13 protein-coding genes and 1 pseudogene are annotated in these 13,338 nt (G+C 68.2%); 12 read left to right on the top strand and 2 right to left on the bottom strand.

All coding sequences use genetic code 11. The annotated features are described in order from the left end of the window. The first annotated feature begins 451 nt into the window (after window positions 1-451). From ACFY2Z_RS39495 to ACFY2Z_RS39455, 9 genes are all read left to right on the top strand, one after another. Complete coding sequence (locus ACFY2Z_RS39495) at window positions 452-985, top strand: hypothetical protein (RefSeq protein ID WP_390748828.1); 534 nt, start codon at window positions 452-454, stop codon at window positions 983-985. Further along, the gene (locus ACFY2Z_RS39490; protein WP_390748849.1) at window positions 982-1,743 is read left to right on the top strand and encodes a hypothetical protein; all 762 of its coding nucleotides are present in this window, start codon (window positions 982-984) and stop codon (window positions 1,741-1,743) included. The genes ACFY2Z_RS39495 and ACFY2Z_RS39490 overlap by 4 nt, the downstream gene beginning before the upstream one ends. Continuing rightward, window positions 1,698-1,994, top strand: a complete 297-nt coding sequence (locus ACFY2Z_RS39485; RefSeq protein WP_390748827.1) for a GNAT family N-acetyltransferase — start codon at window positions 1,698-1,700, stop codon at window positions 1,992-1,994. The genes ACFY2Z_RS39490 and ACFY2Z_RS39485 overlap by 46 nt, the downstream gene beginning before the upstream one ends. 326 nt (window positions 1,995-2,320) lie before the next feature. Next, complete coding sequence (locus ACFY2Z_RS39480) at window positions 2,321-2,953, top strand: M15 family metallopeptidase (RefSeq protein ID WP_390748826.1); 633 nt, start codon at window positions 2,321-2,323, stop codon at window positions 2,951-2,953. A 150-nt stretch (window positions 2,954-3,103) separates the two neighbouring features. After that, window positions 3,104-3,271: a hypothetical protein gene (locus ACFY2Z_RS39475; RefSeq protein ID WP_390748825.1), complete on the top strand. Its 168-nt coding sequence runs from the start codon at window positions 3,104-3,106 to the stop codon at window positions 3,269-3,271. Window positions 3,272-3,308: 37 nt separating this feature from the next. Beyond that, window positions 3,309-3,701, top strand: a complete 393-nt coding sequence (locus ACFY2Z_RS39470; RefSeq protein ID WP_390748824.1) for a hypothetical protein — start codon at window positions 3,309-3,311, stop codon at window positions 3,699-3,701. Window positions 3,702-4,302: 601 nt separating this feature from the next. Beyond that, complete coding sequence (locus ACFY2Z_RS39465; RefSeq protein WP_390748823.1) at window positions 4,303-4,599, top strand: hypothetical protein; 297 nt, start codon at window positions 4,303-4,305, stop codon at window positions 4,597-4,599. A gap of 11 nt (window positions 4,600-4,610) precedes the next feature. Beyond that, window positions 4,611-4,835, top strand: a complete 225-nt coding sequence (locus ACFY2Z_RS39460) for a hypothetical protein (protein WP_390748822.1) — start codon at window positions 4,611-4,613, stop codon at window positions 4,833-4,835. A 443-nt stretch (window positions 4,836-5,278) separates the two neighbouring features. Continuing rightward, window positions 5,279-5,608: a hypothetical protein gene (locus ACFY2Z_RS39455; RefSeq protein ID WP_390748821.1), complete on the top strand. Its 330-nt coding sequence runs from the start codon at window positions 5,279-5,281 to the stop codon at window positions 5,606-5,608. A 772-nt stretch (window positions 5,609-6,380) separates the two neighbouring features. Here the strand turns inward: ACFY2Z_RS39455 and ACFY2Z_RS39450 are convergent. Next, complete coding sequence (locus ACFY2Z_RS39450; protein ID WP_390748820.1) at window positions 6,381-7,346, bottom strand: SDR family NAD(P)-dependent oxidoreductase; 966 nt, start codon at window positions 7,344-7,346, stop codon at window positions 6,381-6,383. Window positions 7,347-7,899: 553 nt separating this feature from the next. Here ACFY2Z_RS39450 and ACFY2Z_RS39445 point away from each other — a divergent pair. Continuing rightward, window positions 7,900-9,717: a hypothetical protein gene (locus ACFY2Z_RS39445; RefSeq protein ID WP_390748819.1), complete on the top strand. Its 1,818-nt coding sequence runs from the start codon at window positions 7,900-7,902 to the stop codon at window positions 9,715-9,717. A gap of 663 nt (window positions 9,718-10,380) precedes the next feature. Here the strand turns inward: ACFY2Z_RS39445 and ACFY2Z_RS39440 are convergent. After that, window positions 10,381-10,722, bottom strand: a pseudogene (locus ACFY2Z_RS39440) (DUF4291 family protein); the annotation flags it as partial. A gap of 395 nt (window positions 10,723-11,117) precedes the next feature. On the opposite strand from ACFY2Z_RS39440, the gene ACFY2Z_RS39435 reads away from it, so the two are divergent. Further along, window positions 11,118-12,677, top strand: coding sequence for a sialidase family protein (locus ACFY2Z_RS39435; RefSeq protein ID WP_390748818.1), 1,560 nt, complete (start codon window positions 11,118-11,120; stop codon window positions 12,675-12,677). Further along, window positions 12,678-13,145, top strand: coding sequence for a hypothetical protein (locus ACFY2Z_RS39430; protein ID WP_390748817.1), 468 nt, complete (start codon window positions 12,678-12,680; stop codon window positions 13,143-13,145). Window positions 13,146-13,338 lie beyond the last annotated feature (193 nt).

Raw genomic sequence — 13,338 nt, 5'->3', positions numbered from 1 at the left:
CCGCGAATCCGGCGCGGGCCATGCCCCTGATTCGTCTCGAGGCCCACCGGGCACGGTTCCCGGTGTTCGTCGCCGCCACGGGCGCCGGCGACCACCTCGGAATCGTCCGGCACGGCCCGCCCAGCCCCGTCCCGGCTCCCGTCCCCGGGTGTGAGCTGATCGAGTGTCGAGGTCCACAGAGCCGCTGGTTCGCGTTCCAGCGAGTGTCTTTCTCTGTTCCCCAGTCCATGCACCCCGCCAGGGAGTCGAACTCGCGGCTACATTCCGACGGCCTGCCGGTTCAGCTGCACCACCGTCTGAATGACCAACTGCTCGCCGCCGAACAGTGGTTCCACTGGCCCCCATGCTCCGTGTCCCCCGTCGGGGGCACCCGTTATGAGGTGCCCGGAGATCCCGTCACCAGCGAAGCCCACCTGGTGCCGCCGTCACGGGATGGCCCAAGCTGGCACGCATGGATTGGTTGCCACTGCTCTCCACCCTGGCCGGGGCCACGATCGGCGTCGTCGCTACTCTCATCGCCGATCGGAATCGGTGGAAGCGCGAGGATGTCAAAGAAGCTCTTCGGCTGCGGCTCGACATCTACACGCAGTACACGACCACCGTGAAGGTCCTGGGTGAGACCCTGCGGGCCTTGGCCGAGCGAGAGCACCCGTCCGACGACGAGCGGGCGCTTGCGCTGCGCGAAGCCTTTCGGGATTCAGGCATAGCCATCGCATCCGAACGGATGTGGCTCATGGCGCCCCAACCCGTCGTCAACGCTTCCAACAGCGTGTTCCACTGCCTGCGAAGCATTTGCGACGGCTACGTCGACGGCACTGTTGTCAGCAGTCCAGAGGATCGCGCCCGCTGGGAGGCACGCGGCAAAGCAGCCGCCGAGATGCGCAAGCTCATGCGTGCAGATCTTGGCGTCGGCCCACTCACCGAACGCCACAGCCCCTTTCTCAACGACTACAACACCCCCACTGAACCACCCCGGTTCGAATAGAGACTCACACCGCACAGGTCTACGGCGCCATCCGCCAACTCGCCCCCCACCTCGACCGACCGTGCACGATTGTCGGGAAGTCGACGGTCACCGTTGGCCCGACCAACCAGGTCACCGCCCTCGCCCAGCGCCTGGCCCCTGCGGGCGAAGCCGTCGACGTCGTGTGGAGTCCGGAGTTCCTCCGCGAGGGACACGCGGTGCAGGACACCCTGCGCCCGGACCACCTCATCGCCGGTGTCACCACCGCCGAGGGTGAGAAGACGATCCGCGCCGTCTACGCCCCCATCCTGGACGCCGGCGTGCCGATCCTCGTCACCGGCCCGCAGACCGCTGAACTGGCGAAGGGCGCGGCGAACACCTTCCTCGGTCTGAAAATCAGCTACATCAACGCCGTGGTCGACATGTGCGAGGCCGCTGGCGCCGATGTCTCCCAGATCGTGGAGATCCTCGGTCTCGACCACCGCATTGGCAGCGGCGGCATGAAGCCGGCATCGGGTACGGCGGCGGCTGCCTCCCCAAGGACAGCCTGTATCGCCTGGACACCCTCACCCCGCCACAGCAACTCCCGGAAGGTCGGGCCCGCGTCGCGAGCGAGCAGGACCGCACGGAAGTTGCGCTCCTCTACGCGGACTTCGCCGCGTCCATCGGAGAACCCCCCTCCGGGGAGCCCCAAGAGTGGACAGACACACGCATCGCCTCCGGAGGAATCACGTTGTGGGAGGCACCAGACGGCACCCCCGTCGCCATGGTCGGCGTGAACCCGATGGTCGCCGGGCAGATCCGCTTGGCCATCGCTTACACCCCGAACCACTTCCGAGGCCGCGGCTACGCCGGCGCGGCGATGACCGAGGTGACACGGGTCGCCCTGACCGCCGGTCCGCAGGAGATACTCCTCTTCACGAACCTGGCCAACCCCACCAGCAACGGCCTCGTCCAACGGATCGGCTACCGCCCCATCGCCAACTTCGCCCTGCTCGACTTCTCACCTGCCACTGCGGGCGCCCGCTGATCACGTCGGTGCAGCACAGACTACTGCCGGGCTATCGCGATCTGCGGTAACACCTGGGTGTCTCACTCCGTCCATACAACCGAGTTGCTGCTCCTAACGGCCCCAAAAGAAAACGGCATCGGGAGCCGCGACAGCCTTCTGACCTGCCGCAGCGAAGGCTGAGTGTTCTCGCCGAAGCTTGAGCACCGAGTTGCGCGAGACCGAACGGATAGGAGTCGTGTGGGGCTCGCGTGTTGTGGGTGCTGCGGGCACCGCGTCGCCCGGGCTTTGTCCGGGGGACTCTCTGCCCGGGTAGCTGCTGATCCGAGGCGCTAGGCTCGTTCAGCATGATCTTGCTGAGCGATCCGCGAGTGATCGGCACCCCGGTGGCAGACTGCGGCGAACCCCTTGCGGAGATCGCCACCGTTCCAGCCGTAAAACTGGATCCGCGAGAACGGGACGAGCGCGGAGCATACGGACGGGTAAGGATCGGCGTACTCGAACGCCTGCGCTCAGCATCCGAGAGGCTCCCCGGCGGCATCGGACTCCTTGTGATCGAAGGCCATCGCAGTCCGGCCGAGCAGGCCCGTCGGTTCGCAAGGTATGAGGATCGCCTTCGCCGTTCGGGCATCAGTGACCGGGCAGAGCTTCGGCGCCAGGCCAGCGCTTTCGTCTCCCCGGTCGAGGTGGCCCCGCACTGCGCTGGCGCGGCCGTGGACCTGACGCTCATCCACACGGATGGCGGGGAACTGGACATGGGCGGCGCGGTCAACGGACACCGCACGGGCGATGAGAGGTGGTGTCCCTTCGACGCTCCGGGCCTATCGCCGACCGCGCGCGACAACCGCAACCTGCTGGCCCAGTGCCTGCGCGAGGAGGGCTTCGTCAACTATCCAAGCGAGTGGTGGCACTGGTCATACGGGGACCGCTACTGGGCGCTCATGACCGGTGCCCCCGCCGCCGTCTACGGACCCGTGTGACTGTGGCCAGGCCCCAATGGCCACTCAATCTTCGCTGAGAAGACCGAGCTGTCACCAGCCTTCGCTGGGAATGCTCAAACTTGGCTGCGAGAGATCACCTTCCTCCAGCGTGGCCTGGAGGTGTCCGCGCGGGCGTTTACGCTCGAACGCATGAGCAGCCCCATCTCGCTGGCCGCCTTCGGGCCGGTCATGAAGCGGATCATGGTGGACACCGTTCAGATCTTCCGGCCTGGCCCGGAAGTGCTGGACCCGGACACGGGCGTGTACCGGCTATTCCATGGATCAGGGGGTTGCCGCCGCCGACCGGTGCGTCACTGAGCGCGATTGAACCTCACGGGTTGTAATAATGCTCCTCGTGCAGCCGCTGCCGGTTCCGTGCCCCGCCCACCTCATCCCGGTCGCCACCGGCACCGGCGCGTTCCACCACGCGTACCGAAACGCCATGGCGGCCAGTGCCGTGTTCGTCGCCATCGAATGCGAAGGACACCGGTGGACCGTGAAGGCGGACACGCTCACTGCCGGCCCCGGGCACGCAGTCGCCGACGCGGTCAACGAGGAAGTCCGGGCCGCAATCACCCGCCTCGTGGAAAGGCACGAGGTCGACTGGGGCGCTTACACGGGGCCGATCTACTTCATGATGCACGGGCTGCGGAGCGAAGAACGAGCTCGCGAGCTCGCTGCCGCGCTTCACACCGCCCTGTACGGAGATCTTGAACCCCTGACCCGGGCCGTCCCTCCCACAGTTTGACCGCGCGCAGGTGCGGATGCGTTCCCGGCCGCACCGGCTGACGACCTTGACCACCACCTACCTCAGCTCCCGTCCCGTACGCCGTCGGCCCACACACCGTGGAGCAGGCGTGGTCCATGGCGTCCAGGTGGAGCGCGCCACTGTACGAACGACTGGACGCTTGGACCGCGTCTGCTCGGCTCTGCCTGGGTCGATGGTCTGCGGGATGGGAGCTCCCAGCATCCGCCACCGCGGACCTGCGGTCGGCGACGGTGCCCCATCCCGGTGTCGGCCGATCCCCCGTCGGAGGCACTGTTCTGACCGTCGCGTACGCGGTGATCGACTCATGGTCACCGGCCCTATCCACCAGTGGGCGCGTGTCGGCGCAGCGCGGGCGGAGCGGGCAGGAGCGGCCCGCAGCGGAGCCGGGAAGCGCGCCCGGCGGAGCGGAGCGGAGCCGGGGCCTGATCAGGTAGAAAGTTCCGCCCCAGCCCCAGGCCAGTGGCGCGGGGCTGGGGTCCTGTTTGCGCAGCTACGACACCTGCGGTGAGGACGCCCCTTCCGCGTCACACCCTCCCCCGACCGAGGGATGGCAACAGCACCGCGTGATGACGACACAGTCGTGACCACGTCGCCGCCACACCATCGCGAGCACCCGATCGAGGACTACGAAACCGGCGAGGTCGTCACCCGCAAGTTCGACGCGGACGCCGAGATCGCCGATGCCTGGATCCGCCTCCGCTCCGGCAACGCTCTGCCGGAAGACCACGTGCTGCTCGAACACGAAGTCACCGAGCTCGAGTACCTGCGCACGCACCCGGGCGCGACTTACCAGGAAGCACATCGAGTGGCCAACCAAAACTACAATTGGCAGAGCAAGGTTCCGCTCAACAAGCGGGAAGACTTCGAGAGCGAATAGTAATGGCGTCCTTGGTTTACTTCAAGAAGTTGTCCGAACAACCGGACTCCATTCGCTACTCCTTCGGTGAAGACCCCGCGGAAATGGACCGGACGCTCACCGTGGATACGGCCAGCCGCACTTCGACATCCGACGACGGCAACGCCGACTACACGTTCCTCAAGGCATCACGGAAGATCAACTCCGTGCTCGAGCAGCGTAGACAGTGGCCGGAACGGGGTATGAGCGTCAGCTGACAGTTCGCTGGTGGCAGGCGTGAACCCCGAGTTGCGCACACTGACATGGTCGACAAGCGGGGCACCGCCCCACAGCGCATCGAAGCCGCCCGCGCTCTCATCGCCATCGCCGACCTGGTCCAGGTCGACCGGCATCTCGGGCATCTGCTGCAGTGCGACGAGGGGAGGCCGACAGGGCCCGTACACGTCGACGGACGTCACCAAGTCGCTGAAACCGTGCCCGTGCACGGCGACTGCGCACGAGCCCAGCTCAACGTCATCTGGAACCGGTGCGGGTCGTCACCGGCGGAGCCTGGAAGGCCGTTTGACGTTGGATCCAGCCGTTGGGCACCCAAACCTCCGTTCTCATCGAGGCCGGAAAGAGAGGGGGCGCTGTGCGCTGTCTGATGCAGCCAATAACATTGCATGCGCTATCAGCCGCACGGGGACAGGGGGCACTCGCGGTGGCCAGCGGCGAGCTGAAGGTCGATCTGAGCGCACTGGACGGTGTGGTCACACAACTCAACCGAATCATCTCGAATCTGGGCGATACCAGCTCCGACTCGCGCTACCAGACGTACCTGCCGGACGGCGCACTAGGCAGTGCGGATTTCGCCGAGGCGAACGAACTGCATCTTGCGCACACGGAGATGAAGCAGCACCTCGAGGACATCGTCACCCATATCCACGGCCTCGTGGACGACTTCGGGACGAAGACGAAGAAGAATCACGGCGCATACCAGGACCAGGAAGCGGAGATCGCGGCGGCGCTGTCGGACGGGGGTAGGTCATGAGCTCGGGCGGGAAGAAGAGCGACGGCTACACTCGCGCAACGCGTGCACGCCGTCGACGCGGAGAAAAAGGGCCCGCTCTACGAGGCGCACGGGATCACGATCACCTACGACAACGCAACGAGGACCCCGACCGTAAGGTCGAGGCCCTCATCCGCGTATCGCTATGGCGAGTGTCCGAGGGGCGAGTCGACCGCTGACGATACGGGCGTGGTGGCACAAGGGAACCTCAGCTTCTGAGATCGCTTCCGGCGCACGCCAAGAGCCGGTCAAGCCACCTGCCCGGTGTGCGCATCCCTCCCGGCGCTCTGCAGTTCCTCGTCCGTCATCGCGTCGATGTCGGGCACCTGGTCCGGGGCGTCCGGCTCCTGCCTCGGGCAGCGCCTTTCGTCTCGGCTGCCACCGCCCGCCTCGAAGGCCATCGAGGAGGCACTGCGCCCCGATCCGCAGAATCTGGGGGGATGACGACTCCCATCGTCGGCGCATCCTTGGCAGACGTTCCGGCCCGGTCGCCGGGCATACCCCACAGCACCGGCCGCAACCGCCATACCGTATCCGTAAGACTGGTTCCCCCCCCCAGCACGGCGACCGGGCGGAGCCAACCGCGTGCTGCCGGGTACGGCACTGTGCGTGGCCAGCCTGATTCGACCACCCGACCGACGGTGACACCGAACGGTCGGCGATTCCCACGGGGCCCTGGCAACGGCCGCACCAGTCACGCCATGCCGGCGCTGGGACTCCGCATCCCCGAACGTGCCACGGATTCGCGAGAGCTCTAGGCGGCGAACGCGTTGACGCCGGTGAGCTCCGCCGACAGCTCCCACAGCCGAGCCGCCTGCTCCGGGTCGATCGCCCAGTCCTTCACACCAAAGCGCTCGGCGTCGTCCTCCGGCGCGGGCTCGGCGATGTCGCAGTCCTCCAGGTAAATGCCACCTAGCCCGTCCAGCTGCGGCGAGGTCGCCGCCCACACCTGGGTGGCCGCACCCTGCGGCGGGGTCTTGAAACCCTCGGGGTTGAGCACGTTGCCGTCCTCGTCGATCCAGCCGCGCTCGATCATTTCCTCCTTGGGCAGGTGCCGTTGCAGCGGCGTGATGATGCCGCCGGGGTGCAGGGCGAAGGCCCGGACGCCGGCATCGCGGCCGAGCTTGTCGAGCTGCACGGCGAACAGGACGTTGGCGGTCTTGGCCTGACCGTAGGCCTCCCACTTGTCATAGCCCTGCCGCCAGTGGATGTCGTCCCAGCGGATGCCGGAGAAGTGGTGCCCACGAGAGGAGACGGAGACGACCCGGGCACCGCCCGGCGCGATCGCGGGCCACAGACGGTTGACGAGGGCGAAGTGACCGAGGTGGTTGGTGGCGAACTGGGCCTCCCAGCCGGGCCCCACCCGTGTCTCCGGGCATGCCATGATCCCGGCGCTGTCGATCACCATGTCGATGGTCCGTCCGGAGGCGAGGAACCGCTCGGAGAAGCCGCGCACGCTGTCCAGGTCGCCGAGGTCCAACTCGTCCAGCTCGACTCCCGAGATGCCGGACAGCGCCTGTTCGGCCGTGGCCGGGCGGCGGGCGGGCACGACCACCTGGGCCCCGGCCTTGGCGAGCGCCCGGGTGGTCTCCAGGCCGATCCCCGAGTAGCCGCCCGTGACGAGGGCAAGCTTTCCGGTCAGGTCGAGGCCCTGCAGGACGTCGTCGGCGGTGCTGGTGGCGCCGAAACCGGATCCGATCTTGTGCTGTGCAGTGCTCATACCCGGAACGCTACGAATTCGAGGGCACTCGAAGTCAAGCGGAGCCCTGAGCCTCCGCAGGAAGAGGGTTCATGCCGCAGACGGCCTGTCCCTGGGCGAGTGCCCCCATGTGCGTCGAACGGATGCGAGGAGACCCGGAACAGGCTCATGCGCTTCAGCCCGGACCCCTTCCCGGACAGCGAGCACCCTCCGGTTCGCGATGTGCTCCGTTACCGACCTGGCGGCATCACCGCACGACTTTCCTCCCCTGCACCCGGCAGAGCAGTCACGACGGCTCCCCGGCACGATGCCCCCTTCGCGGTCCGCCCCGAGCCGATCCGGCTGACCTCTCTTCAGCGTGCGGCGACCAGGGATTCAGCCTCCCGCTCGGTCAAGGTTCGACAATGACCGGCGCGGCCGTTGAACCGACCGCGAGCACGGCACGTACCGCGATGGGATCCGTCGTGCGGGGCGATCCGGTTGCTCGTTCTCCGCCACGCCCAGAAGGGTCCGCACTGTCATGACCGTCGTGCGCCCGCGCGACCGTGGGCCACTCCCCACGGAAGGACGCACAGTGAGGAGCACCGCAGTGGCCCGCAAGGACCTGACACAGTCGTCGCGTACTGCGCGGCGGGAGCACGCCCGGCACCGGAAGCTGTCGAAGGTGTCACTCGCGCTGATCGGCGGCCCCGTGATTCTCGCCGTCGTCGCGGGGTCGGTGTTCGCGGCGGAAGTCCGTGCCCAGCACCGCCCGCAACGGAACCAGGCAACCGCCGCGCAGCCCGACGCGGCGGCCCGCAAACCCGACCCCAACTGCACGCTGCTGGTGCCGGACAATCCGCTCAGCGCCCGCGGCCTGGCCACGCCGTACAGACTCGTCGCGACCGACCCGACGCTGGGACCCTGCCACGAGGCCAACCCCGACCAGTCGGCATTCGTGGAAGCCGCGATCGTCACCCCGAACGGCAAGCTGACCCTCTACAACCCGTTGGTGATCGACAAGGGGACGAAGCCGGCCGCGCCCACCGCCCGGCCCTCGGTGCCGCGCGGCTCGACCGTGGGTATCTGGTTCGGTTTCAACAGTGCCGAGCTGACCTTGCGGGCAAGCGGCCGTCGGGACGGTCCGGCCCGGGGCCAGTGTGTCAACGGCCTACCGGGATCGGTCTTCGGCCAGTTCGCGTACTGCAATGCTCCGGCCTTCTTCCGGGCCGCCAACGCCCAGATCGCCAAGGGGCACCTCAGGATTCCGGCACTCGGGAGAGCCAAGGACGGCCTACCCTGCCCGACCACGCGGGACTTCTCCGTCGTGGACCAGGACGGAAGCGACAACGTGGTGACCCACTACCTCGCCGACGCGCACGGCCGTATCGCCCAGAACAACGCCGCGAGCAGGGCCGCACTCAAGGATGCCGCTCGGCTGACCAACCGCGGCGACCGACACCACCGGCACAACGGCGGGGCCAGGTCGGCGACCACCCGCGCCCCCAAGGATCTGGCCAACGGCAGCGACAACCTGTTGCTGACACAGTTCATGGACCCTGCCCTTGGCTGCAAGCCCTTCACCGCGCCCGACCAGTCCGGCGACGGCCGTGCCACGTCCGCCCTAGCGCTGGACGAACTGTCCGCCGCGGCACGCCAGAAAGCGCCGATCGCGCTCGTCCCGCGGAACGACCCGATGACGCTCGTCGACGGCCGTAGCAGCGTCGCGAAGACCAACGCGTACCGCACCGGAGTCGACATGCCCGCGGTCGGTGCCGGCGCCGACGGTGACGGAGCGGGCTTCTGCACCACCCTCTTCAGCGATCCGGGCGGCATCCAGCGCGTCTTCAAGGACAAGCCGCTCTTCGAGAAGGCGCCCTCGCCGGACCCGGCCATGGCGCCGAACCTCTTCGGTTTCCTCGCGGCACGGGCCAACCAGACGTTCACGAACCTGGGCTGCGATCATCTGCTCGGCGCCGCCGACCCCATCGTCCTCACCACGAACGCGGACGGAGTGGTCACCGACGCTGTGTTGACAGCGCTCGGCCGGACGCCTCCCTCGGCCGCTCCCTCGACCGGCACCTCCGCGCCCACGTCGCCGAGCACCCCCTCTGCGTCACCGAGCACCCCGTCGGCCGGCAGGGGCGCAGGTCCGACCGCCACCAACCAGGCCACCGCGCCGACCAGCGCCTCCGCCTCCCCGTCCCCAGCAACACAGCAGCCTCAAGGCCACCACTACGGCTCCCCGACAGCCACGCCGACCCTCGCGTCCCCGGCCGCACTGCTCCTGACGGTGCTTCCCTGCACCCAGCACTCCGCTACGCCCAACGTCCTCTACACCCGACGGAGTAGTCACGCCGGCTCCCCAGCACGATGGCCCCGGGAATGCCATGGACGAGGCCGTGGGCTGTGACGGCTGATCTTCGCCGAGCCGGAGACGGAAAGCGAGACGGAGACGGGGCCGCCCTCCGGCGTCCACTCCGCCGTCAGCTCCTGCCGAGCGCGCACCGGCCACGCCGCTCCCGGCTGCGGCGGTGTCTGCGCCGCGCCGCGCCGCCTGTCCCGCGTGAAAACCCCAGTTCGAGCCCTGATCAGGACGTTTCGCTGCGGGGCGGTGATTGGCCGGGGCATGATCGAGATCCATGCGGTGGTCATGGATCCATCTGCTGACGCGTAGGTCGCTGGAGCTGGCGGGCCTGCGGCTGCAGGGCAACGCTGCCAAGGACGTCGAACTGCCGTGCTGCGGCACCAGCTCGGTGTGCTCCAACGCCAGCTCGACAAGAGGTAGTTGGAACCGACTGACCGGGTCCCGCTGGCGGCCCTGCCGCGCATGGTGCCCAGTCAGAGCTGGAGCAGCTTCTTCGTCACCCCAGTGACGCTGCTGCGCCGGCACCGAGAGCTGATCGCCGGCAAGTGGACCTACCCCCACAAGAGCCCCTGTCGGCCGCCGATATCGTGTCGGGCTGGACCAGCAAACGGAGCCGACGCATAACCTGGCGCGGCAGCGGCACCGGCAGAGCGGCGAGGCGGGCTCGGCCTTCCGAGGCGAACTTCACCCGGTCCTCCCCGAGCTGCCGGCGTAGAGGCGTGCGGTTTCGCCGGCGAGGCCGAGCTGAAGCGACCGGTGGGCAAGCGGCTGAAGGTACAGGTCGCGTTCGGGGTCCCATTACACCCGGGCCGGAGCCCGCTTCAATTGACGCTTCCACGTGGCGCGGTCTGTGTGGAGCCCATGTTCGTAGTGGGACAGGCAGGCGTGTTTCAGTGCCCACTCTAGGCCTTCACGGGAGATCTCGACGGCGAGGACGGTCTCCTGTGCTTCTTTGATGCCCCACCCACAGCGGTACATCATCCACAGGAACGACGGCTTGATCCATGTCAAGCCTTGTTCACAGTCCTTTCTGGTGCACCCCTTGCGCAGTGTCCGGTCCTTTTCGAAGAGAGTTCGGTTTCTCGCGACGGACGCCGCCTGCCTCCTCGTAGAGCAGACGAAGGCACCACCTGTACCGCTACTCGCACCACCACCCTTGGTCCGACTCGCGAACCCACGAGGTACCTGTGGCTCTCCTCTCGACACTCCGTCTTCACCACCCCCTGCGGTCGCGGGGGCGTCTCGCCGTCGGGTTGCTGGCACTCACCGCCGGAACCCTGCCGAGTATGTCGGCCGACGCCGCCACCCCGTCCTCCGGATCGATCAGCGACACTGGGCCCACGACCACGTGGAGCGCCGGTCCCTTCGCCGTCCCGAACGTCTCCGGCGCTGCCGGAACGGTGAGCTGCGGGAATGCGCAACCCTGCGACGACTACACCCTGAAGGTGTCAGTGCCCGTGGGCTACGACGCCGGGCACAGCCTGCGCGTCGACGTCAAGTGGCCGAACCCCGCCGCCGACTTCGACCTGTACGTCCTCGACGCGGATGGCCGCGAGGTGGCCGCCTCCGCCTCCTCCAGCGACCCGGAGACCGTGCTGCTCCCGGCGGTGACGGCGTCGTACACCGTGCGTGTGGTGCCGTACGCCCCGCTCGGCGACAGCTTCACCGGCACCGCGAGCCTGGTCCCCGATCCGGCCGATCCGCCGCCGAGTACGGCGACCCCGCCGACGTACGCGAACTCCTCGGCGCCCGACAGCATCAAGGACGCGCACAACGCCGGCGAACCCTCGATCGGCGTCGACCGCGCGACCGGTGCCGCGATGTTCCAGGCGTACACTTCGACGCTCAAGGTCACCTACGACGGCGCCGGCGCCGCCACCTGGCAGGACAAGAGCGCGAACGCGACCAACGGCTGCCCCCAGGGCAGCACCACCAGCCTCGACCCGATCCTGTTCACCGACCCGGCCACCCACCGCACCTTCGAGTCGCAGCTCGCCGGCAAGACCGCCCTGACCTGCTACACCGACGACGACGGCGGGACGTGGACGCCGACAGGCGGCTCGGGCATCAACTCCGGTGTGGACCACCAGAGCATCGGTGGCGGCCCCTTCACCACGGGCGAGCCGGGCGCCGTCACGTCGTACCCGAACGCCGTGTACTACTGCTCCCAGGACATCGCCGACGCTTCCTGCGCGGTCAGCCGGGACGGCGGTCTGACGTACGGGCCCGCCGTTCCGATGTACTCGCTGCTGGACTGTGGCGGCCTGCACGGGCATGTGAAGGTCGCCCCGGACGGCACGGTGTACGTGCCCAACAAGGGCTGCGGCGGCAACCAGGCCGTGGCCGTGTCCGAGGACAACGGGCTGACGTGGACCGTCCGCAAGAACCCGTCCAGCACCCCCGCTGACTCCGACCCGAGCGTGGGAATCGGCGCCGGCGGGACGGTGTACATGGGCTACCAGAACAGCGACGGCACCGCGCGGATCGCCGTCAGCCACGACAAGGGCAAGACGTGGCTGTACGACCAGAACGTCGGCGCGTCCCTCGGCATCAAGAACATCGTCTTCCCGGCCGTGACCGCGGGCGACGACAACCGCGCCGCCTTCGCCTTCCTGGGGACCACCACCGGGGGCAACTACCAGGACACGGCCGACTTCAAGGGCGTCTGGCACCTGTACGTGGCCACCACCTACGACGGCGGCCAGTCCTGGATCACTGTCGACGCCACCCCCACCGACCCGGTACAGAAGGGGTCCATCTGCACGGGCGGCACCACCTGCGGCCAGGACCGCAACCTCCTGGACTTCATCGATGTCACCCTCGACGCCCAGGGCCGCGTGCTCGCCGCCTACGCCGACGGCTGCACCGGCACCTGCGCCACCGGCGGCGCGCAGAACTACGACGCACTGGCCTCCATCGCCCGCCAGTCCTCCGGCAACACGCTGTACGGCGCGTACGACGCCGTGGTCGCCGGCAAGCACAAGAAGTCCAAGGGAGGCCGCTAGGTGAAGCCCTTCGCCCCGGCGGCCGTGCTGGTCGGCGCCGTCCTCGGTCTGGCGGCCCTCACCGGATGCTCGCCCACGACCCGGAACGCCGGACCCCTGCGTGCGACGCCGTACACGGCCGCCTCCGTGCCCGACGGCTGCCCCACCGCCGCCTCACTGCCGCTTCCCAAGGACTTCCCGGCGGATCTGCCGATGCCCGAGGGCACGGTCGTGACCAATGTGGAGCACCGCACCGGCGGCCGGCTGATCGTCGCCACGGTCGTACGGAGCGGGTTCGACACCACCCTGGCCTTTCTGCACAAGCAGCTCCGCAAGGCCGGATACGCCCCGAAGGACGGCGAGGTGGAGAAGGACGACGCCGAGTCGAACTTCTCCTCCACGACCGTCCGGGGCCGCTGGACACTGCGAAAGATGCCCGACTGCGAGGGAGGGGTTTACCTGACCTACCTGACCTCCACGTTCTCCTGAACTCGGCCCGGCCGAGGCCTCTTCCTCGGGCCGCTGCTGCCCGTTCGCGTCTTCTTCCCCCGCGCTACGACCACCGCCTGACCTGGGCGCCGGGTCTGGGACGTGTCAGTGACTTTGTGTAAGTCCCCGGGGGTTACCTGGTGTTGAGCCGGTCCTCGAAGAACAGTGAGAACTGGTTCAGCGCCTTCTTCCA

Origin of the sequence: Streptomyces sp. NPDC001222 (assembly GCF_042896945.1) — a bacterium.
Taxonomy (GTDB): Bacteria; Actinomycetota; Actinomycetes; order Streptomycetales; family Streptomycetaceae; genus Streptomyces; species Streptomyces gibsoniae.
This window is presented reverse-complemented; position numbering and strand designations above follow the sequence as displayed.